Here is a 19,988-nt window from a genome sequence, read left to right on the forward strand (position 1 = left end):
ATTGCATTAATGCTTTCAAAGCCCTTGTCGGCCGCGCGCTCCTACCCTGGCGCCGGCCTTTCCCGCAGCGGCCACCTGCCGGACGCTTCCCTTTCCGGGGGAAGCGTCCGGGCCATTTTTGACCGGAATGCGCGAATTTTGGGGACGCCCAAACAAGGCGCTATTTGGGTCCGTGACCCATCGCCAGATAATCGTCCGACTGCATTTCCATGAGGCGCGAGACCGTTCGTTCGAACTCGAACGCCCCGTCCCCTTCGGGATAAAGCCGGACCGGCTCCGCGTCAGCGGACGCAAGTAGCTTCACCTTATATTCGTACAGCGCGTCGATGAGCGTCACGAAACGGGCGGCTTCGTTGCGTTTCTCCGGACCTAGCACCGGAATGCCGACAAGGATCACCGTGTGGAAACGCCGGGCGATCGCCAGATAATCGGGTGCGCCCCGCGCTTCGGCGCAAAGGCGCTTGAACGAGAAGACCGCCACGCCCTTCAGGCTCTTGGGCACATGCAGCGTCCTGCCACCTTGCACCTGTATGTCCTCGGCCGGAACCTTAGCCCTATCCTCCACCGGATAATCGGTCAGGCGGAAAAAGGCCTCCGAAAGGTCCCTGGTCGCCTCTGGCCCGTTAGGCGCATGCCACAGCTTTGCGTCGCCCAATCGGTCAAGCCGGTAATCAGTCGGACCGTTGAGGGTCATCACATCCAGCTTGCTCTTGATCAATTCGATGAAGGGCAGGAAAAGCTGGCGGTTGAGGCCGTTTTTGTAGAGTTCGTCCGGCTCCCGGTTCGAGGTGGTGACGATCGTCACCCGCTTGTCGAGAAGCCCGGTGAACAGGCGCGACATGATCGCGGCGTCGGCCATATTGTTGACGACCATTTCGTCGAAACAGAGCAGCCGTGCTTCTTCCGCCAGAGACTCCACGACGGGTGGAATCGGGTCGCCCTTCTCCGCTTTGCGCGCTTCGGCCAGCCGCGCATGGACGTCGATCATGAATTCATGGAAATGCGCGCGCTTTTTGCGCTGGACCTTCACCGTGTCGAAGAACAGGTCCATCAGCATCGATTTGCCGCGCCCGACGCCGCCCCACATGTAAAGCCCGCGCGGCGGTTCGGGGGGCTTGCGCAGCAATTTCCAGAGCGTCGAGCCGCGCGGGGGGGCTGCTTCCAGTTCCTGCTGCAGACTATCCAGTCGCTGCGCCGCTGCTTCCTGGTCGAGGTCGGCGCGCAATTCCCCTGCCGCGACGAGCGCGCGATAACGCTCGATCACGCTGCTCATTTGGGAGTGAGAACCTTGCGCACCGTCGCCGTCGATGAAGCGACCAGCTTGTCATCCTGATGGATCGTCAGGCGCATGAACATGAGCCGCCCCGTTTCATGCAGCAACTCGACCTCAGCCTGAAGCGGGGAACCCACCTCGCCCGATCCGCAATATTGCATGGAAAGGTCCACCGTCACCGCAGCAGCCTGTTCCGGCCGTCCCATCGCGGTAAGCCCTGCGAAATAGGCATGATCCGCAAAGCCCGCGAGAAAGCCGCCGTGCAACGCGCCCAGCCGGTTGGCATGCGACGGCTGCGTTTCCAGCATCACCGTCGCCCTGCCCTGACCGTTACCGCGCGAATAGCTCCGACCGATCGATGCGTCGAGGAAGGTCCCCGCCACCGGATCGGTCCAGACCAGCCAGCCAGCCCACGGCCCATCGGGCGCGCGGCTCACATGACCCGCATCGTCGCTCACGCGATCAGAGCTGCCGTTCGACCATCATCTTCTTGGTCTCCGCGATCGCCTTCGCCGGGCTCAGGCCCTTGGGACAGACATTCGCGCAGTTCATGATGGTGTGGCAGCGATAGAGGCGGAACGGATCTTCCAGCTCATCCAAGCGCTCGCCGGTATATTCGTCGCGGCTGTCGGCCAGCCAGCGATAAGCCTGGAGCAGGATGGCCGGACCCAAGAACTTGTCGGAGTTCCACCAGTAGCTGGGGCAGCTGGTCGAACAGCAGGCGCACAGGATGCACTCATAGAGGCCGTCCAGCTTCTCGCGATCGGCGGGCGACTGCAGCCGCTCCTTGCCGCTCGGCGGCGGGCTGACGGTTTGCAGCCACGGCTTGATGCTATTGTACTGCGCGTAGAAGTGCGTGAAGTCGGGAACCAGATCCTTGATCACGTCCATGTGCGGCAGCGGCGTGATGCGCACTTCCTTGCCGGCGCATTCCTCGATCGAGGTGGTGCAGGCGAGGCCATTCTTGCCGTTCATGTTCATCGAACAGGAACCGCAAATGCCTTCACGGCAGGACCGGCGGAAGGTCAGCGTCGGATCATATTCATTCTTGATCTTCAGCAGCGCGTCCAGGACCATCGGTCCGCAATTGTCGAGATCGATCTCGAACGTGTCATAGCGCGGATTCTGACCCGAGTCGGGATCATAGCGATAGACCTTGAAGCTCTTGACGTTGCTCGCCCCGTCCGGCGCCTTATGGGCAACGCCCTTACCGGAAATCTTGCTGTTCTTGGGCAGAGAGAATTCGGCCATGGGATAAGATGTCCTCCGTCCGCGCCGATAATCGATCGGGGCGCGCGAGCGAAGCCCTTAGCGCCTCGTCCAGCCATTTGCTACCCTTCAAAGAAGCAAAAGCAAAAGGCTGGCACGCCGCCCTTTCCGCGCCTATGAACAGGCGTCCCAGAGTTGAGCCGCAGTTGCAGAATAACAATCCCATCATCGCCATCGGCAATTACGACTTCCGGCCCAGCGGCACAGTCGTGAAATCCATCGAGATCGCAGCAGCCTGTGCAAAAGCGGGCCTGCCGGTCGAACTATGGGTAGTTCGGGACGAAGGCGCTTTGCGCGCACGCGTACCGGCCGGCGTGCCGGTTTTCGAGACGGGATCAGCGATGCGCCTGCACAACCGCGGTCTTGATCTGGCGCTTAATATTCCCGCCCTCGCCGCGGCCTTGCGCCGCCGCCGTCCTACGCTGTTCCTGAGCGGTGGCAATCACCTCCACCTCGCCGCGCGAATTGCCCTTGGCCTGAGTGGCCGAAGGCGATCCATCCAGTTGGGCGCTCGCGCCAGCAATTCGGCGCATCATGGCAAGGCGACACGATGGCAGGCGCTGATCGGCACTTGGAGCAATCGCCTTAAATTCGGCGGTGCAGACTTTATCGTAGCTGTGTCTCACGCCCTGGCAGCGGAAATTCAAACCGCATTGCCCAAAAAGAGCGTGGGCATTATCGCCAATGGGGTTGATCTGGCGAAAGTCGATCGGCTTGTTTCTGCACCCTTCGCTCATCATTTCCTGGACGAACAGTGCGACCGTCCTCCACTGCTCGTCACCATCGGAAGAATCGTGCGGCAGAAGGGCTTCGATCTGCTCGTATCCGCTCTTGGCCGTCTGGACGATATTGGTGCTCGGTTAATGATCATTGGGGATGGTGACTCAACCAAGATAGCCGCACTCAAGAGCTTGGCCGAGGCAGAAGGCGTTGCCCATAGGGTTGCGTTGCTGGGCTATCAGGACAATCCGTTCGCTATCCTATCCAGAGCCGATCTCTTCGTCAGCGCGTCACGCTGGGAGGGCGCAAGCAACGCATTGATCGAAGCACTCGCTTGCGGGCTTCCGATCGTCGCCACCGATTGTCCCACCGGCAATCGCGAAGTGGTTGAAGCCGGTCCTTACGGGACGCTCGCACCTGTGGAGAACGTGGAAGGACTGGCCAATGCCATTCGAGCCGAACTGAAAACGAAACGCTCAAAAAACGAGCAGCGTGCTGGGGCTCACAGCCGATCGCTTGATCGCTGTTTGGAGAGCTGGGTGAAATTGCTAGAAGCCTGGCCGGAAAAGTTCGTAGATCAGTTCCCTTCCCATTTAGCTGACACTTGTGAGCAACCTTGGGGCAGATGAACTTGCTTGCTAAAACCCCTAACCTTAAGGCGTATGAGTTGTTCCCGGCTCCGGCACGCCGCGCCCCTTCGAGTAAGATTACGGCATGAAGATTGCGTTTGTAACCTATGGCTTCGGACTGGGCGGCACGGATCGCGTATGCTGCCATCTTGCCCAGGGATTTCACGATATGGGAGATGAGGTAACGATTTTAGCCTGCGCCCGTGGGGGTAAGGGCGAACCGGCGTTGAGAGACATCATAAAGGGCGGCCCGCCTGTCGCATTCCTTACAAATCGGAAATGGGGACATCGTCAGGCGCAAAAAATCATGTCGATGCTGGCCTATATACGCTGGCTCAGACGGGAACGTCCCGACTTTGTCGTCGCTACCGGAAATAACATCTGCCGTTTCACGGCACTGGGCTTCAGGCTCGCAGGCATGAAACGCACGAGCCGTCTCATCATTAAAACAACTAATCCGGTTCTACGCCCAAGAAAAAGTCTAGCTGAAAAAATTAGGCGCCGAGCGTTCGGCCGGGCATTTCTCGATGCATCCGCGGTGCTAACATTAAGTGAGGAGGAATCGCTGCTGCTTGCGCGAACTTTCCCGAAGTCGGCCACGCAATTTCGCGCGGTATATAATCCCTATCTCACGGCGGCCTTCGCGCAGGATCCCGCTGAAGGCCACGTCAACGAAGCACCAAGTAGCTGGGACGATAAAAAGACGGTGATGCTGGCCGTTGGCCGGCTTCATCATCAAAAAAATTATCCCCGTATGCTCCGGGCTTTCGCGGCTCTTATCCAGGCGGGAAGAAGCAATTTGATGCTTCGAATCAGTGGCGATGGACCTGACCGCGAAGCCATAATCAGGTTAATTCAGAAGCTGAATATCGCCGACAATGTAGAATTGCTTGGCTACACAAATGATATCCGCGGATTGATGGCAGCAGCAGATGTCCTGCTATTGTCATCAGATTATGAAGGTCTGCCGGCCGTCGTAATCGAAGCGCTCGCCTGCAACTGCCCGGTAATTTCCACCAACTGCTTCCCAATGGCAAAGACGCTGCTGGGGTCTCTGCCACGTTGCGTTGTCGTTGAAGAGGGGAGCGCCGATGCTTTTACGGCCGCTTTAACTCAATGGCTGGACGGAGCACGGGAACGCCCCTCATTACGGCCCTATGCTTTACGCTATTCCACTGCCAGTGCGATACAAAGCCATCGCGCTGCCATATTAGAGAGCTCTCTGTGAAAGTCGCACGAACCAATATTGACCGCCTCGTTTTGCTCGGTACGAATGATACCCTGATCTGGGGCATGACTAACGCTGAACGTATAGAGCGCATGGTGGTAGAGTCCGCTCAAAAAGGTTTGCGCGTTGCGGCTGACAACAGCTTAGCGGTAAATCTTGGGTTCGTATTTGATCCAATATTATTACGTGAGGTCTTACGGAACCCCCATCTAACCTTCGTTCAGAATGGTGAATTGCTAGTCGGGCAGATGCCGCCTAATGAAGTTGATATTCATCCCCTTCAGCAGGGCGGTCTTCAAATAATCGAACTTCGCGACGGGCATAAGGTGTACAATGAACAGCTACGGAAGCTTGAGACGCCCTATGCTGAACGGCTGACCCCGCAGACCCGCCGATCTATTGAGCGACGCAGTTATTATGGCGCGTATAAAGGCGTAACGGATATTTTGACCAAGTATCTTTGGCCTGAACTGGCGCTGTGGTTAACCCGTGGAGCAGCTCAGATCGGAATGACCCCAAATATGATCACCGCCATTGGAGCTATACTGTGCATAGCTGCAACATTCTTGTTTTCGCAGGGGCTCTACTGGACCGGAATGCTAGCTGGCTTTGGCTTCATGGTACTTGATACCGTTGATGGAAAGCTGGCCCGCTGCACTATCACTTCTTCGAAATGGGGAAATATATTCGATCATGGCATTGATCTCATCCACCCGCCATTCTGGTGGTATGCTTGGGCCGTCGGACTCTCAGCATGGGGACAACAATTGTCCGTTTCCATTTTCTGGGCCGTCATGGGCATTATCGTGGGAGGATATGTAGTCCAGCGCTTGATCGAAGGTGTATTCATGCGATCGTTCGAGGGCATGCATATCCATGTGTGGCAGCGGTTCGATACTTGGTTCCGGCTGATCACCGCGCGGCGCAATCCCAATATGGTGATCCTGTTCGTCTCGCTCCTGGCTGGGCGGCCAGATCTGGGGCTGATCGCGCTTGCCTGGTGGACAGTGATTTCGCTGATCGTACATGCGGTGCGGTTGCTGCAAGCTTATGGTGAAAAGCGCGCGGGGCGGCCTATCGTCAGCTGGATGGAGGCGAGAGCATGAATGAAACCATCAGAAGATTCGGATTCCCGCAAACGCTGGTGGCCGAGTTCGATCATTGGGTAGTGCTGCTGCGTCCGGCCCAGCCAACCTTGGGAGCGCTGGTGCTGGCGGCCAAGTCTGACGCCAGGGCTTTCGGGGCTCTTGAGGCGGCGGCCCATGCCGAACTGGCCGAGGTGACCAAGGCGATCGAGACAGCGCTTTCAGAAGCGATCGGTTATGAGAAGATCAATTATCTGATGCTGATGATGGTCGATCCGCATGTCCATTTCCATGTCCTGCCCCGATATGAGGGCAGCAGGGAGCATGCCGGCATCGGCATAGCCGACGCAGGCTGGCCCGGGCAGCCCGACCTTGGCCAGGCGGTCAAGCTGGACAGCGACCAGGTCGCGGCACTGACCGGCTGGCTCAAACCCTATTTCGCGTAGCGGCCTTCCGCCAGCCAGCGGGCGGTGAGCGCGTTGGCGGCATCGACATCCTGCGGGAAATCGACTTCCTGCCACTCCATGCCCTGAATCGATACCGTGCCGACGCGGTTGCCCTTCGCAATCAGATCGATCGCGCGGAGATACCAGCGCTCAACGCCCTCTGGCGTGCGCATCATCTGGTCGATCTGACTGCGGAAGATGGCGGGCCCCTCGCCCCGGAATGCGAGCATGCCGATCGATTCGGCATTGGTGTCGGGAGGCAGCAGACGCTTGCCGATGGCGTGCAGACGGCCGCTCGCGTCGCGGTTCACCTTCATGTCATCGTCATCATAGTCGCTTTTCACATCGACGGTGACGGTGATCGCATCCTGCGCGCCGCCGATCAGCTTCGCGACGATCTCGTCCGAAACGATCGTGTCGCCGTTGAGGATGATGAAGTCCCGGTCCATTTCCTCCCGAGCGATCCAGCATGTGCCAAGATTGTCGGCGACCTGGAAGAAGGGGTTGAACAGCGTCCGGATGCGCGCGCCCGTTTCGCGATAGAGCTGCAGCGCATGATCCTCCACGCGCTCCGTGCGAAAGCCGGTGACCACGACGATGTCGCTCACCCCATTGGCGACCAGCGCCGCCACCTGCCAGCTGATGAGAGTGCGACCATTGAAGTCGATCATGCATTTGGGCACGTCGCGCGTCAGTGGAAGGAGGCGCGAACCCTGGCCGGCGGAGAGGATGATGGCTTTGCTGATGCTCATGGCATGGCGCCTTAATGCGTTTGCCTTGACTAGGGAAGCCGAGGAGATAATTGCCCTTCGCCCCACAAATCCCTAGATAGCGCCCGGCAGGCGGCGAGCGAAAGGCGCAGGACACAAGTGGACAGCAAGGACGGGTCGAGCGGGGCCAAGGAAGGCTTTGCCCGCATCCTGGCAAATACCGGCTGGCTGCTGGGCGGCAAGGGCGTGGGCGCGGTGCTTAGCCTTGCTTATCTGGCGATCGTCACACGGACGCTGGGCGTGGCCGATTTTGGTCGCTTCGCCCTGATCCTGAGCGCCGCGACGATCGTCAAGACGCTGGTTAGCTTCGAAAGCTGGCAGATTGTCGTGCGATACGGCCAACCGCATCTGATGAGCGCCAATCATGATGCGCTGAACCGCGTGCTGCGCTTTTGCATCCTGATCGATCTTGCGTCCGCGGCAGCGGGAGGCGTGATCGCGGCGATTATCCTGGTGGCCTTTGGGCCGATGATGGAGCTGTCTTCCGCGATGGCGTGGCAGACATGGTTCTTCTGCATGGTAATGCTGATCACCATCCGCTCCTCCCCCACGGGCGTGCTACGCCTGTTCGACCGCTTCGATTCAGCGGCGGCGGCCGAAACCATGATACCGATCGGACGCATGATAGGCGCGGCGATCGCCTGGGCACTGATGCCCAATATCACTGGTTATCTTATTGCCTGGGGCGTAGCCGAACTGCTGTGCGCGGCTGTCTATTGGTCGCTGGCGCTGAAGGTGGGCGGGAACAAGCTGGGTGATTGGCGCACAGGGCGGGCGATGGAAGCGCGGCTGGAGAATCCCGGCATCGTCACCTTTCTGACGGCGACCAACATTCAGACCACGCTGGTTTCGACCGGTCAGCAGCTGGCCGTGGTGGTTGTGGGCCTCTTCGCGGGGCCCGCGGGCGCGGGGCTCTATCGCCTGGCGAATCAGCTTGCCCAAGCGCTGACGAAGATTTCCGGCCTTCTCTCGCGCAGCATCTTCGTGGAACTGAGCCGGACCCACTCCAGCCATGGGACGGATGAGCTACGGACGCTCTTCCGGCGCACCAATCGGCTGGCCTATGTCGCAGGGGCGGTGATTATCGCGTTGATCCTGACAGTTGGCCATCCGCTGCTTGGGCTGATCGCTGGCAAGCCGTTCCTGCCCGCCTATCCGTTGCTGCTGTTATTGGGGATCGCGGCGTGCATCGACCTGCTAGGGGTAAGCTATAGGCCGTTATTGATGGCTACAGACCGTTCAGCGCTATCACTGCGGATCACGCTGATCACAACGCTGCTGCTACTCACGCTTCAAGCGGTTCTGCTGTCGATCCATGGCACGATCGGTGCAGCGAGCGCAAATGTGATCGCATCAGCGGCGGGGTTCATCATGATGGGGTTGGCGAGCCGGAAGGCGATGAGGCGGGACGAGGCTCATCAAGGGTGACGGGGCTGTGTTTTAGGTCGATGAGAGGCGTGCCCTTGGTGAATAGCGGATGCCGTCGGGCTGCTCACGATCAAGGCCGGTCGCTAGTTTTCCGTCACCCCCGACTTGATCCAGGGTCCCGCTTAACATTGCAATCAGAACAAGCGGGATGCCGGCTCAAGGCCGGCATGACGGTAGAGTTGTCGGCTAACGACCAGAAATCGCCGTTCAATGTGCTGCCGTTATTTCTTAAAAGCCGACAACGGGATTAGACGTTGCCGCCGCCAGCACATCGCTGCAAATTCACGATCATGAGTGACGCAGAATACGAATGGAAACCCCGCCCTCCAAATTTGCGCGAGCGAATCATTGCGGGCGTTTTCGTGGCGGTTCTTCTTTTTACCCTGGCCAGTGAGTACGCGGGATGGGACCTGTTCGCAGGCTACGAGAAGCAGGCCATAGCCCTGTTGATATTGATTGGATTGATCCTGCTTAGGTTCGCGCCATCGGTTCACCGCCGTTAGCGACCAGTTTTTGCCGCTTAGGTCAGTAATCCGGGTTCCCGATTGCCGCAATTAAACGACTTGGCCATTCGGTAATCGATACGGCACATGCAAAGCAGGATCGGGACTTTCGTGCCACTTTACGAGAAAATCCCAAGCTGCCTTTTCATGTGGGTGCGCCAGCCATCCCAGTTCCTCCCGATTTTTTCGATAGGTTTCGAGTAGCCCAGTTAAGGATTGCGGTACGCGATCAAGCCGGTCCTTGATGAGTCCGACCCACAGGTCAGCCGGAACCGGCAGGCCGTGTTCGACTTGAAAACCGCCCAGTACATCGTCATTCGCTGTGTAATAGCCGACGAAGCCTCCTTGAAAAATACCGCTCTCCGTTCCCGGCTTATGTTGGTTCAACCACTGCCGAAGAGCGGGAATGTCGATGCCCACAACGCCGAAAAGTCGAAACCCCCAAGGCCTGCGTCGCGCATCGGGGGCGAAATAGGACGCGATCTCGGAAGACGATTGTTGCATCCAAACTTTATTCGCACCTTTGAACAGGCGCTTTTCGATAAAGCCTTCTGATTGAAACGCTTGAGACAACTCCGCCCGAAAACTGCGAATGTCCATCGCCTCCACCTATTCTACCGAAGCTGAGCTACGGATAGCTTCCTATGCCGACTGTCCAGAATTTCAAATGGATCGTCCGCAATCGGGGGAAATTCCGCCAAAGCAGACCGTCCCCAATCCACCCCTCAGCGTCGTTCCCAGCCCGCGAAATACCCCGCGCCGCTGATAACCCGCTGGTCGGGTTCGGGATGGGAAAGCGGCCCAGCGGCAGGCGACCATATGCGGTCCATTGGTTTGCGTTCGCTCGATCCCCATTGCAGACGCAAACACCGTGAGGCAGGATACACCAATTGGCGACCGGATCGGTCTTGCTACTTGGAAAATGGCATATGAACGTCAACAAAAAGCTACGATTGATAGAGTGGACGCTATTTGCTGCTTTATTGGTGTCTATAACCGGCGCAGGATTTTTCTATGAGTTATATAAAGAACAGATAGATGAAATATTTTTGGTCGTTTTGATCTTAGTTTACGTTCTGATATGTTACGCTTTTTATAGTTTTTCTCTCCATGCCCTTATAAAACGGGTTAAACACTAGGCGAGCGAAGTGCTGCTCCAACGTCCGAGATCAATTTTACGCTGCACAAAGCAGACAGATCGCTACCCAACCGCCACCGTCGCAGGTGACCCCGCGAAGCATTCCATGCTGCCCTTAACCTGCTGTTCCGTTGAAGGGGAGCTAGCTGCCCAGCGGCAAGCCACCATTTGCGGGCATTCCGTTCCGCTGTATCGTCCCTCTAAAGCTGACATTCACATGATGAAACGCGGGGCAATATGCAGCAGACGAAGCCGAACTTACGAAAAGCCTTAAGGGCATTCATAGCGTTTGTAATCTTTGTCGTGACATGTCCGGCCCCTGCCGCTTCCGCCGCGTCAGACCATTGTATGCGTGCGGGTGAACCCACAAAGCCATTGGTCAACAAGGCTGAGACCGCCGCAGCTATCTTTTTGGCTGTAGAGGGGGACTTTTTCCCAACAGCAGATCGAATTTTTTATCCCGACATCGATGTAGAAGATGATGGCGCGCGCTGGTCCGTCAGTCGGGGGAAATCGCCGGAGGTTAATGCGGAGGGAGATGTCGCGGTCACGCATGGCGGCGGCCAGCTGGCCCTCAGCATCGCTAAGTGCGATGGCCGTATCTCCGATGTTTGGTTCGATAAATAGCGACCACAAGCGGGCATTTACGACGCTGTAGCATCCTGCCAAAATCAGACTCCCCGGAGGGAGGCACGGGCCGCGTTATGTTCCGACTTTTGCTTGGCGAGATGGTCCGGAGAGTGATGTTACCCCTCCTTCCGTTTCAATTCCTGATCGTTGCGCTCAATCTCGCGGGGTACGTGGAGAACGAAACGTTTATATCGTCGATGAGGATGATAGCGTTTGCGTACATCATCTCCGTCTTATTGGAAGCGGTGTACGGCGTACGGAAATGGTGAGACTACTCATCGGTGCTCGCCATGGGCCCTTTACGCTTTCGTAAGGCAACGGTGAGCACCCGACCAGAAGCCACCATTCTGTCGGCTTGAAGGGAGCTATCGCCATTTTATTTTGTTCGAAAACTTACCTGCTGTTAGTTGTCCATTCGCGTCCAGAGCGGGCAAAAAGCGGGCCCGTGTAGACAGAAGATTGCATGCTATTGCGTTCCATTCTTGCGGGGCATCGCTTGATGTCACTTCACACCGCACAACTTTCCCCTCTGCGTCGATATGGAGCGTGTACTTGGTCGTCCCATTAACGCTATTAAAGCGTGGAAACAGATCGCTGTCTTCGGGGGTGATCCAGGAGAATGGGCTCGATCGCGGTATGGGTTTGCTCCGGTCTAATTTTGACGGAGGAATTATCTTTGCGCCTTTCGGCATGTCCGAAGCGAAGGTCGGCAGAGCGGCGAGCCAGATGACGAAGACTGTCGTCGTGAATATACTTTTGTTCATGGCCCAATTTTCCGCTCGGAGAAGGACTTGATATTTAGGTGCTGTGGGCTTGTTGGGCGGGGAGTGTCAACTCCGGAAGGTTGCCCTAACTCTTTGTGCCAATCTAGTCGGAGAGAGGATGCCCTTGAAGCGCGTTGACAGCGGCAGTCATGGCAGCTTCGAAGAAAATTTGTCCGTGAGCCGACAGTCTGTTCACCACCCGGCATCGTCGTTCGGAGCCTGCAAATCGGAGCACGCCGCCTGTAACCTGCTGGTCCGGTGCGGTGCGAAAGCCGCCGAGCGGCAGGCGACCAAGCGCCGTCATAATGATTGGCCGGACGACCTTTAAAAAGCAGGTGCTGGCGCATCTTACCTTTCAGCGCTTAAAACCTGATAGATCGTCCTTAGAATATCATCTCCGGAGTCCGAATCAGATATGAAGCAAGGCTCATCCCATTCGCCTTGAAAAGTAAAGCTGCTGCCTCCGAAACGGTATTCTGCTGAGAAGCCATATTGCTGTATTTCTGGTCGGCCAAACTGATCAAGAATTGTTGCTTTCACCGACGGCATATCGGAAGGTTCAAATTCCAGTGAGTAGTGGCCTGTCGAAAGAGCGAGCAATGATGCGGTCATGCCCTATCGATGCAGCGGTGGCGTTCATTGTGCAAGGTAGTTCGAACGTCTGCTATCGGTCGCCGTCGCATCTATACCCGACAGTCCGCAATCCACCCATTTCCGTCCATTCAGATGGAGTCTCTCACCGAGCTGACAGCGCTTGTTTTCCCGCGCAATATGTCTTCGATCAGCGTTACATCTTCACCTTTGTCGGCGTCGATGCAGGCTTCGGCCTTTTGCATAGCGACCAGTTTGGCGCTTAGGCCAAAACGGCGGCCTATCCGGGCTATGCCGCTGCGCAGTGCCAAGAGCCGCAGCAGGGCGCCGAGCAGCACCAAGGGGCCGAAGGCGGCAAGGATCTTCCATCCCTTTTTGCGGTCCTGTTCGACTTCCTGCCAGAGCGAGATGACGGCATGTGCCTTAGCGCTGCCGAACCAGAAGAGGTTGGCGCCCGACCACCAGCCGTCACGGAATTTGAGCCAAGTGCGGCGGGAGGCGGGGTAGCGCGCGAGCAGCGTCGCGCGCTCCACCATGGCGACGGCGATGTCAGCCCCCTGCCCTTCCGTCAGGAACTGGTCGAGCATATCCGTGTCGAGGAGGACATGGTCCGCCGTGGTCACGAGCAGTGGGAAAGGCAAATCCGGGCGATCGAGCAGGCCAAGCAGCGTGGAGGCAATGCCGCTGTTGCTCGCTTCGAAGCGGACCTGCGGATGATCGCCGAGCCATGCTGTGGCGGGCTCTGCCTTATATAGCTCTGGCGTCTGAGTCAGGATGACAAGCTGCCCAATCGACGGGTGGGCCAGCAAGGCCCGCGCGGGATAGTTGATCATCGGTTCGCCTGCGACCGGAGCCAGCGGCTTCACGGGAACGCCTGCGGCAAGCGCAAGCGGATCGGAACCGGGGCGCGATCCGGCGAGCAACAGGGCGGTGATCTTCGTCATGAGCGGGGGTTAGCGAAGCAACCCCGCGACGGAAAGCGGCTAATTGACAGCCTGAGCCAAGGCCGATGAGGGCGCGCTCGCCTGAGCAATCTTGACGGGGAGCCCGGCACGCAGGCTCTTGAGCTGGCGCAGGCGGTCGCGGAATGCGGCGAGTTCGCGGCCGGCTAGCTGCGCGGTCGTGGTGAACTTGACCGACAGGGGATTGATGGTGCGGCCGCTGCGGTAGAGTTCATAATGAAGATGCGGGCCGGTCGACAGGCCGCTGGAGCCGACATAGCCGATCACCTGCCCCTGCCGGACGCGCTGGCCGTAGCGGGCGGCGATGCGGCTCATATGCGCATAGCCGGTGGCGAGGCCGCTGCCATGTTCCAGGCGGACATAATTGCCATGGCCGCCATGCCGCCCGGCATAGGACACGACGCCATCGGTCGCCGCATAGATGGGCGAGCCATAAGCGGCGGCAAAGTCTATGCCCGCGTGCATGCGCGTATAGCCCAGGATCGGGTGGCGGCGCATGCCGAAGCCCGAGGACATCCGGCCTTGAACCGGGGCGGACAGGACGCCGCGCCGTTCGCCGACGCCCGAAGCCTCGAACCATTGGCTGCGGCCGTCGCTCGTCCATTTCAGCATGTCGATGCCGCGGCCGCTGGGCCGGTGGAGGCCCGCGAAGAGCAGGTCGCCCACTTCCACATCGCCCGTTTCGGCGCGCCGATATTCGGTGATGATGTCGTAGCGGTCCCCGGCGTGGATTGAGCCAAGATCGACCTGTTGGGCGACGACGCGGAGGAATGTCTGGATCGCCTTGGGCGGCGCTCCGGCCGCACGAGCCGATTGGTAGATGCTGTCGCCGATCACGCCCTGGATGCGCAGCGGCGTGTCATCGACGCGGATCGGCGTGCGCTTGACCTGCAGTACACCGCCTACGCGGTTGATCTCCAGCGCGAGATCGAGCCGGGCGCGGAAGGCGAGATGGTCGAGCGGCCGGGGCATGTCGCGGCTGGCGCGACGGCCAAGAATGATGTCGAGCGGCGTGCCGGACTTCATGCCCTTGCCAATGTCGCCGCTGGCCAGGGTCATGACCTGGGCGACGTCGCTGTTGCTTACCCCGGCGCGAGACAAAGCGCGGCCGAGCGAATCGCTGCCCCCAATCTGCGCGCGCAGTTCGATCTGCGGACGTTCAGGGGTTTCGCGCAAAGGCTGCACCGCATCGGTCGGCCCCATGCGCCTGCCGCTGTCCGCGCCCATGGCGAGCGGGGTGATCATCTGGCTGCGCACTTCGTCGAACTGGGGCTGCGCGAGCAAGGGCTGCGGTTCGCCAGGGAGCGGGTGAAAGCCCGGAGAGAGATAGAGGGCGGCAGCGCAAAGCACGAAACAGGTGGCAAGGCCGCGAAACCAGGTGCGGCTGCCGACGCGCTGGCCAAGGTCGGGGACCAGCTCGACATCTTCGGCCCAGTCGCGCAGGCGGGTGCGCCAGTCGCGCGCATCGGCCGGCGCAGCGGCGCCCTTGCCGATGGCGTCCGTCAACCAGAGGGATGCGGACGCGCCCCCCTGTTGAGGACTGAGCTGGCTACCATGAAACACGTTTGAAGGCCCCCCGCGGGCAAAATACGCTCGGCCCCCGCCGCGCGTTCGTGGGCATTGTTGTGAACGCATAGGGTTAAAGTCAAATAAAGACGGATTTTTTAACCCTTAATGCGCGACGAAACGTGCCCTTCAGCCGTTAAGCAACTTGAACTTATCCGATGAAGGAGAATCCGGACCACTTCCCCTTGCTCTTGCCGCGTCCATCCCCGACATAGAGAGGATCATGGCCCAGTTCGCCCGTTCGCCCGTCACAGCCGTGCTGGGTCCTACCAACACCGGCAAGACGCACCTGGCCGTCGAGCGCATGTGCGGCCATTCCAGCGGCATGATGGGCTTTCCCCTGCGATTGCTTGCGCGTGAGGTCTATGACCGGGTCGTCGCGATCAAGGGGGCGAACCAGGTCGCGCTGATTACCGGCGAAGAGAAAATCGTGCCGCCGGGCGCGCTCTATTATCTGTGCACCGCCGAATCGATGCCGGTCGATGGCGATTATGCCTTTGTCGGGCTGGACGAGGCGCAGTTGGGCTCGGACCCCGAGCGGGGGCATGTCTTTACCGACCGCCTGCTGCGCGCGCGGGGCCGGGAAGAAACGATGATCCTGGGGTCTGCCAGCATCGGCCGGGTCGTCAAGGCGCTGGTGCCCGAGGCGGAAATCATCAGCCGTCCCCGCTTTTCCACCCTTTCCTATGCGGGCGCCAAGAAGCTGTCGCGCCTGCCCAAGCGGTCGGCCGTCGTCGCCTTCTCGGCCGAGGAAGTCTATGCCGTGGCGGAAATGCTGCGGCGGTTCCGGGGTGGTGCTGCGGTGGTGATGGGCGCGCTATCGCCCCGCACCCGCAATGCGCAGGTGCAGATGTTCCTGAACGGCGAGGTCGATTATCTGGTCGCGACCGATGCGATCGGCATGGGGCTGAACCTGGACGTAGCCCATGTCGCCTTCGCCTCGCTGCGCAAGTTCGACGGCCGAAGGACGCGGCGGCTAACCGTATCGGAAATGGCGCAGATCGCGGGGCGCGCGGGACGGCATCATAAGGACGGCACCTTCGGGAGTCTGGGCCATGAGGATGGCGACGCGGCCTTCACTCCCGAAGAGATAGAGGCGATCGAGGCGCACCGCTTCCCCCCCGTCGATCAGCTTTTCTGGCGCGAAGGGCAGCCGCGGATGGACAGCGTTAACCGGCTGATCCTGGAACTGGAAACGCGGCCCGATCTCGACCAGCTCCGCGCGGCCCCAGAGGCGATCGACCTCGCGGTGCTGAAGCGGCTGGCCGACGATCCGCTGGTCGTCGATCGGGTCAAGGGCAAGAAGCAAGTCGAACGGCTGTGGGCGGCGTGCGGCCTGCCCGATTTCCAAAAAGTGGGGGCTGAGCATCATGCCCGCACGGTCAGCCGCATCTGGCGGTTCCTGTCTGAAGGAATGGGCCATATCCCGCGCGACTGGTTCGCCCAGCAACTGGCGCGACTCGATTCGGTGCAGGGGGACATCGACACGCTATCGGCCCGGATCGCGGCGGCGCGCACCTGGTCCTACATCGCCCATCGCGCCGACTGGCTGGCGCATCCGGCGGAAATGGCGGAGCGGACGCGGGCGCTGGAGGAAAGGCTGTCCGACGCGCTGCACACGGCGCTGACGCAGCGGTTTGTGGACCGCCGCACCGCCGTTCTGCTGCGCGATATGGGGCAGGATGCGAGCAATTTGCCCGTCGAAGTGGAGCAGGACGGGACGGTCTGCGTCGATGGTGAGACGATCGGGCGACTTGACGGATTTCGTTTCTCGGTCGATCCGGCTACGCGGCATCAGGATAGGAAGATGCTGCTGGCGGCGGCGGAACGCCGCCTTGGAAGGATATTGCGAGTGAAGGCTGACGAATTGCTGGGCGCGCCCGACACAGATTTCGCGCTCATGGACGAGGCGGGACAGGCGCCGGGGATCAGCTGGCAGGGCAATGCCGTGGCGGCGCTGCTGCCCGGCCCCTCATTGCTGACGCCCGAAATCCGGCTGGATCGCGGCCTGTTGGCGCTGGGGCAGGATGTGCAGAAGCAGGTGATCGGCCGCCTCGCCACCTGGGTGGAAGCGCAGAAGGAAAAGCATCTGCTGCCGCTGACCAAGATGGTGGCCAGCTCTGCCGACCCGGAAGTTCCCGCCGTTGTCCGCGCCGTCTTTGCGCAGTTGGCCGACGCTGGCGGGGTTATCGCACGGACAGAGCTTGATTCGGCGCTTGGTCATCTCGACAAGGATCAGCGTCACCTGCTGAGGCGGGCGGGCATCGATATCGGCGTGCTCGACATTTATCATCCGGGCCTGCTGAAGCCAGGCGCGGCGCGCTGGCGGGCGGCATTGCTGGCGGCGCGGATCGCAAAGCCTTGCCTGCCCCTGCCCCAAGCGGGCCTGACGTTGATTCCCGCTGGCGAAAAGCCGGAGCAGATGGGGGCGCGGATCGCCGGTTTCCGGGGCTTTGGCGACCAGATGCTGCGCATTGATATGGCAGAGCGCATGGCGCGCACCGCTCATGAGGCTATCGCCAAGGGCGAATCCTTCACGGCGCAGAGCCCGCAGATCGTGTCGCTGGGATTGAATGAAGCCGCCTTCCTGCAGCTGATGCGCCTAGCTGGCTTCCGGCCGGTCGAAACGCCCGCGGAGGGCGGCGTCAACTGGGCCTTCCGGGGGCGGCAAAAACCACGGCCCGACCAGCAGCAGTCCCGCGGCCCTGCGCGGCGTGGGGCGCCCTCGCGCGGCGCGCCGTCGCGGTCTGGCGCAGCCGCACCGGCCGTAGCGCCTGCGGGCAATCACGCCTTTGCCGGTCTTGCCGAGCTGCTCGGCCGCAATGGCTGACAGCGCGCCTGCCGGCAATCATGGGCCGAGCCTGCGCATCGACAAATTCCTGTGGTTCGCCCGGCTCGCCAAAAGCCGGTCAATGGCGCAGAAAATGGCGGAAGACGGGCACATCCGCCTGAACGGCCGCCGCATCGAACGGGCTCATTCGCCGGTGCGCGCGGGCGATCTGATCACCTTTCCTCATCCAAGCGGCGTGCGCGTCGTGCGCGTCGTGCAGCTCCCCGGGCGGCGCGGACCGGCTCCCGAAGCGCAGACCTGTTACGAGGAACTGAAGCTAGGCAATTAGCCGCGCAAAAATATCCTCATTGACCTTCTCGCCCGCCGGGCATAGCAGGGCCGCCGCTGTCGAAACCCTATGAGTGCTGACCCATGACCTATGTCGTGACCGACAACTGCATCCGCTGCAAATATATGGATTGCGTCGAGGTCTGTCCCGTGGACTGTTTCTACGAGGGCGAGAACATGCTGGTCATCAATCCCAATGAATGTATCGACTGCGGCGTGTGCGAGCCTGAATGCCCGGCCGAAGCCATTCTGCCCGATACGGAGAATGGCCTGGAAAAGTGGCTGGAACTCAACACGAAATTCTCCGCCGAATGGCCCAACATCACCGTCAAGGGCGAAGCGCCTGCCGACGCGGACGATATGAAGGGCGTGGAGAATAAGCTGGAGAAATTCTTCTCCCCCGAACCGGGCTCGGGAAGCTAATCAGCCGCAAGGGGGCTTGCCCCTTTTTTGGAGCGTGGGACCCGCCGCTAAGTTGGCCTCAACATGCGCCCGCGACTATCCCTAGCGTGTCATTCGCACGCTCACTCCCGGATTTTGCGTCTGGGGGTGGCAATTTTGTTACGAATCTGCTAAATAGGCGGCAAGAGGCGGAAACGGTCGCATCCGTCCTGGAGTATTTGCTCATGTCCTGACGGTGGCGCCGCGGAATCCCCGGCTTGTGCCCTATTTGCGCATCTGTGACGCGGCGCGTATTCGTCCCCGGTAGAATTAGAAAGGTTTCAAATGGCTGCCAAGGCGCTGTCCTTTGACGTTGGTGATTATGTTGTTTACCCCAAGCACGGCGTGGGCCGCGTCGTCGAGCTGCAGAAGGAGCAGATCGCGGGCATGGAATTGGAGCTGTATGTGCTCCGGTTCGAAAAGGAGCGCATGACGCTTCGCGTGCCGACTAACAAGGCCGAAGGGGTGGGCATGCGCAAGCTGTCCTCCAACAAGACCCTGGAAGAGGCGATCGAAACGCTGAAGGGCAAGCCCAAGGTGAAGCGGACCATGTGGTCGCGCCGCGCGCAGGAATATGAAGCGAAGATCAACTCGGGCGACCTGGTGTCGATCGCCGAAGTGACGCGCGACCTGTTCCGTGCCGACGACCAGCCGGAGCAGAGCTATTCCGAGCGTCAGATCTTCGAAGCAGCGTCGAGCCGCCTCGCCCGCGAACTCGCGGCAATGGAAGAGACGGATGAGCCGAGCGCTCTCAAGAAGATCCTGCGCATTCTGAACGAAGCCGCGCCCAAGCATGCGAAGGTGGAAGTCTGAAACCCGCTACAGCCGAGCCGACAACGGCAGGTTGATAGACAGAAAGGGCGTCCCGGCCGGGGCGCCCTTTCTTTGTCCTGGCAAGCATCGAAGACCAATTCGCCGGACTACAATCCCTATTCGCCCTTGGCCGCATCCTTCGCAGCGTCGCTGACATCGCTCGCGGCCTGACCGACCTGGGTGGCGGCGCCTTCGACCGCGTTGTCCTTGCGCGTCTGGCTGCTGATCAGGAAGAAGGCGGCAATCGCCACCACTATCACCAACAGCAGCACCGCGATCGCCGTCCCGCCACCGCCGCGCTTTTCAATCACCGTGGTCGTCGTTGCCGGACGCTCCTGATAATCGGCCATGAATGTCCTCCTCATCGTTACGCCACCCGCACGAATAATGCTCATCGGGCGGCTGGGTTCCTGATGAGACTGCGGGCTGGATTTGAAGCGGTTGGCGTCAAGGTGCAGAATTGGGGAGGAAGGGATTGAAGCGAGCGCGATTTTCATCTCTCCGCTCGGGCTGTCGAATGGGTCATTCGCCTCATCTGAATGGTGAAACCCGCTACTTTCTGGAGAGGAAGAAATCCTTCGACAAGCTCGGAGCGAACGGGTCTCAATAAGCGC

The 19,988-nt window shown here is 60.0% G+C and carries 19 protein-coding genes; 10 read left to right on the forward strand and 9 right to left on the reverse strand.

From position 1 onward, the window contains the following. Positions 1 to 160: 160 nt before the first annotated feature. The 3 genes from zapE to EP837_RS03390 are packed head-to-tail and all read right to left on the reverse strand — an operon-like array spanning position 161 to position 2,524. Positions 161 to 1,273, reverse strand: a complete 1,113-nt coding sequence (gene zapE / locus EP837_RS03380) for a cell division protein ZapE (RefSeq protein ID WP_066524457.1) — start codon at positions 1,271 to 1,273, stop codon at positions 161 to 163. Next, positions 1,270 to 1,731: a PaaI family thioesterase gene (locus EP837_RS03385; protein WP_066524458.1), complete on the reverse strand. Its 462-nt coding sequence runs from the start codon at positions 1,729 to 1,731 to the stop codon at positions 1,270 to 1,272. The genes zapE and EP837_RS03385 overlap by 4 nt, the downstream gene beginning before the upstream one ends. 4 nt (positions 1,732 to 1,735) lie before the next feature. Beyond that, the gene (locus EP837_RS03390; protein ID WP_062115037.1) at positions 1,736 to 2,524 is read right to left on the reverse strand and encodes a succinate dehydrogenase iron-sulfur subunit; all 789 of its coding nucleotides are present in this window, start codon (positions 2,522 to 2,524) and stop codon (positions 1,736 to 1,738) included. Between the two features lie 134 nt (positions 2,525 to 2,658). Here EP837_RS03390 and EP837_RS03395 point away from each other — a divergent pair, with 134 nt between their 5' ends. The 4 genes from EP837_RS03395 (at position 2,659) to EP837_RS21755 (ending at position 6,650) form a co-directional block, all read left to right on the forward strand. Continuing rightward, a complete protein-coding gene (locus EP837_RS03395) occupies positions 2,659 to 3,891 on the forward strand; it encodes a glycosyltransferase (RefSeq protein WP_225870585.1) in 1,233 nt (410 codons plus the stop codon). An 85-nt stretch (positions 3,892 to 3,976) separates the two neighbouring features. After that, positions 3,977 to 5,119 carry a glycosyltransferase gene (locus EP837_RS03400; RefSeq protein ID WP_066524461.1) on the forward strand — a complete coding sequence of 381 codons (1,143 nt, stop codon included), beginning with the start codon at positions 3,977 to 3,979 and terminating at the stop codon, positions 5,117 to 5,119. A 65-nt stretch (positions 5,120 to 5,184) separates the two neighbouring features. Further along, positions 5,185 to 6,225 carry a CDP-alcohol phosphatidyltransferase family protein gene (locus tag EP837_RS03405; protein ID WP_225870586.1) on the forward strand — a complete coding sequence of 347 codons (1,041 nt, stop codon included), beginning with the start codon at positions 5,185 to 5,187 and terminating at the stop codon, positions 6,223 to 6,225. Further along, positions 6,222 to 6,650, forward strand: coding sequence for an HIT family protein (locus EP837_RS21755; protein WP_066524464.1), 429 nt, complete (start codon positions 6,222 to 6,224; stop codon positions 6,648 to 6,650). The genes EP837_RS03405 and EP837_RS21755 overlap by 4 nt, the downstream gene beginning before the upstream one ends. Here the strand turns inward: EP837_RS21755 and EP837_RS03415 are convergent. Beyond that, positions 6,638 to 7,402 carry a phosphocholine cytidylyltransferase family protein gene (locus EP837_RS03415; RefSeq protein ID WP_066524465.1) on the reverse strand — a complete coding sequence of 255 codons (765 nt, stop codon included), beginning with the start codon at positions 7,400 to 7,402 and terminating at the stop codon, positions 6,638 to 6,640. The two genes, EP837_RS21755 and EP837_RS03415, sit on opposite strands and share 13 nt — an antisense overlap. Before the next feature lie 117 nt (positions 7,403 to 7,519). Between EP837_RS03415 and EP837_RS03420 the strand changes: the two genes are divergently transcribed. After that, a complete protein-coding gene (locus EP837_RS03420) occupies positions 7,520 to 8,848 on the forward strand; it encodes a lipopolysaccharide biosynthesis protein (protein ID WP_066524466.1) in 1,329 nt (442 codons plus the stop codon). A 554-nt stretch (positions 8,849 to 9,402) separates the two neighbouring features. On the opposite strand, the gene EP837_RS03430 is transcribed toward EP837_RS03420, so the two are convergent. After that, on the reverse strand, positions 9,403 to 9,951 hold the full coding sequence (locus tag EP837_RS03430) for a hypothetical protein (RefSeq protein WP_066524471.1): 549 nt from the start codon (positions 9,949 to 9,951) through the stop codon (positions 9,403 to 9,405). Positions 9,952 to 10,726: 775 nt separating this feature from the next. Here EP837_RS03430 and EP837_RS03440 point away from each other — a divergent pair. Continuing rightward, positions 10,727 to 11,116, forward strand: a complete 390-nt coding sequence (locus EP837_RS03440; RefSeq protein ID WP_156518377.1) for a hypothetical protein — start codon at positions 10,727 to 10,729, stop codon at positions 11,114 to 11,116. Between the two features lie 1,115 nt (positions 11,117 to 12,231). Here EP837_RS03440 and EP837_RS20915 read toward each other — a convergent pair. The 3 genes from EP837_RS20915 to EP837_RS03465 form a co-directional block, all read right to left on the reverse strand. Next, complete coding sequence (locus EP837_RS20915) at positions 12,232 to 12,495, reverse strand: hypothetical protein (protein WP_156518379.1); 264 nt, start codon at positions 12,493 to 12,495, stop codon at positions 12,232 to 12,234. Between the two features lie 110 nt (positions 12,496 to 12,605). Next, entirely contained in the window at positions 12,606 to 13,418 is an 813-nt protein-coding gene (locus EP837_RS03460; protein ID WP_066524490.1) for a nucleotidyltransferase family protein, read from the reverse strand. Between the two features lie 39 nt (positions 13,419 to 13,457). After that, positions 13,458 to 14,999 (reverse strand): M23 family metallopeptidase, encoded by a 1,542-nt coding sequence (locus EP837_RS03465; protein WP_066524492.1) that lies wholly within the window; start codon positions 14,997 to 14,999, stop codon positions 13,458 to 13,460. A gap of 226 nt (positions 15,000 to 15,225) precedes the next feature. Between EP837_RS03465 and EP837_RS03470 the strand changes: the two genes are divergently transcribed. The 4 genes from EP837_RS03470 to EP837_RS03485 all read left to right on the forward strand — a co-directional run bounded on the left by EP837_RS03470 (position 15,226) and on the right by EP837_RS03485 (position 19,374). Next, a complete protein-coding gene (locus EP837_RS03470) occupies positions 15,226 to 17,832 on the forward strand; it encodes a helicase-related protein (protein ID WP_197486304.1) in 2,607 nt (868 codons plus the stop codon). After that, complete coding sequence (locus EP837_RS03475) at positions 17,825 to 18,121, forward strand: RNA-binding S4 domain-containing protein (RefSeq protein ID WP_066524494.1); 297 nt, start codon at positions 17,825 to 17,827, stop codon at positions 18,119 to 18,121. Before EP837_RS03470 ends, EP837_RS03475 begins: the two co-directional genes overlap by 8 nt. Before the next feature lie 83 nt (positions 18,122 to 18,204). Continuing rightward, the gene (gene fdxA, locus EP837_RS03480; RefSeq protein WP_066524495.1) at positions 18,205 to 18,543 is read left to right on the forward strand and encodes a ferredoxin FdxA; all 339 of its coding nucleotides are present in this window, start codon (positions 18,205 to 18,207) and stop codon (positions 18,541 to 18,543) included. A gap of 303 nt (positions 18,544 to 18,846) precedes the next feature. Then, positions 18,847 to 19,374: a CarD family transcriptional regulator gene (locus EP837_RS03485; RefSeq protein WP_066524496.1), complete on the forward strand. Its 528-nt coding sequence runs from the start codon at positions 18,847 to 18,849 to the stop codon at positions 19,372 to 19,374. A 116-nt stretch (positions 19,375 to 19,490) separates the two neighbouring features. On the opposite strand, the gene EP837_RS03490 is transcribed toward EP837_RS03485, so the two are convergent. Then, positions 19,491 to 19,724 carry a hypothetical protein gene (locus EP837_RS03490; protein ID WP_066524497.1) on the reverse strand — a complete coding sequence of 78 codons (234 nt, stop codon included), beginning with the start codon at positions 19,722 to 19,724 and terminating at the stop codon, positions 19,491 to 19,493. Between the last annotated feature and the right edge of the window lie 264 nt (positions 19,725 to 19,988).

The sequence above is a fragment of the Sphingobium sp. EP60837 genome (assembly GCF_001658005.1).
Classification (GTDB): Bacteria; Pseudomonadota; Alphaproteobacteria; order Sphingomonadales; family Sphingomonadaceae; genus Sphingobium; species Sphingobium tyrosinilyticum.